1 protein-coding gene is annotated in these 798 nt (G+C 79.4%); it reads left to right on the forward strand.

Features of this window, described 5'->3' with window-relative positions; all coding sequences use genetic code 11:
- Positions 1-148: 148 nt before the first annotated feature.
- Positions 149-798: orotidine-5'-phosphate decarboxylase (pyrF, locus tag DZF91_RS23010; protein WP_117359474.1), on the forward strand; the 650-nt coding region annotated here is incomplete at its 3' end.

Below are 798 nucleotides of genomic sequence, written 5' to 3' on the forward strand. Positions count from 1 at the left end.
CGCCGCCGCCCGCGGAACAGGTTCGGGCGACGGGGGAGCAGGTGCGGCCCGCCGCGCCCGTCCGCCCCCGCGGCCCCCGCTCCGCCGCCCGCCGCAAGGACGCCCCGGCCACCGACCCCGCCGCGGCGGAGACCAAGGAGAGACTCCCGTGACCGCAGTACCGGCCCCGATCGCCGTCGCGCTCGACGCCCCCGACCTGGACACCGCCGCGCGCTGGGCCAGCCAGGTCACCCCGCACGTGAGCACCGTCAAGGTCGGCCTGGAGCTCTACCTGCGCTACGGCCCCGACGTCGTCGCGAGCGTGCGCGGCGCCAGCGGCGTCCAGGTGTTCCTCGACCTCAAGCTGCACGACATCCCGGCCACCGTCGCGGGCGCGACCCGCGCCGTCGCCCGGCTGAAGCCCGCCTACCTGACCGTGCACGCCGCGGGCGGCCCCGCCATGATCCGCGCCGCCGCCGAGGCCGCGCCGGACACCCGCATCGCCGCCGTGACCGTCCTGACGTCCCTGTCCGACGCCGACCTCGCCGCGATCGGCCTGGCCGGCCCCGCCTCGGACGCCGTGCTGCGGCTCGCCGCCCTGTCGGTCGAGGCGGGCGCCCGCGCGCTGGTCTGCTCCCCGCAGGAGGCCGCCGCCGTCCGCGCGGAGGTCGGCCCGGACATCACGCTGATCACCCCCGGCGTCCGCCCCGTCGGCGCCGACACCCAGGACCAGGCCCGCGTCGCCACCCCGGAGCAGGCCCTCGCCGCCGGCGCCGACCTCCTGGTCATCGGCCGCCCCATCACCGGCGCCCCCGACCC

The sequence above is a fragment of the Actinomadura logoneensis genome (genome assembly GCF_003428695.1).
In the GTDB taxonomy this organism is placed as follows: domain Bacteria; phylum Actinomycetota; class Actinomycetes; order Streptosporangiales; family Streptosporangiaceae; genus Spirillospora; species Spirillospora logoneensis.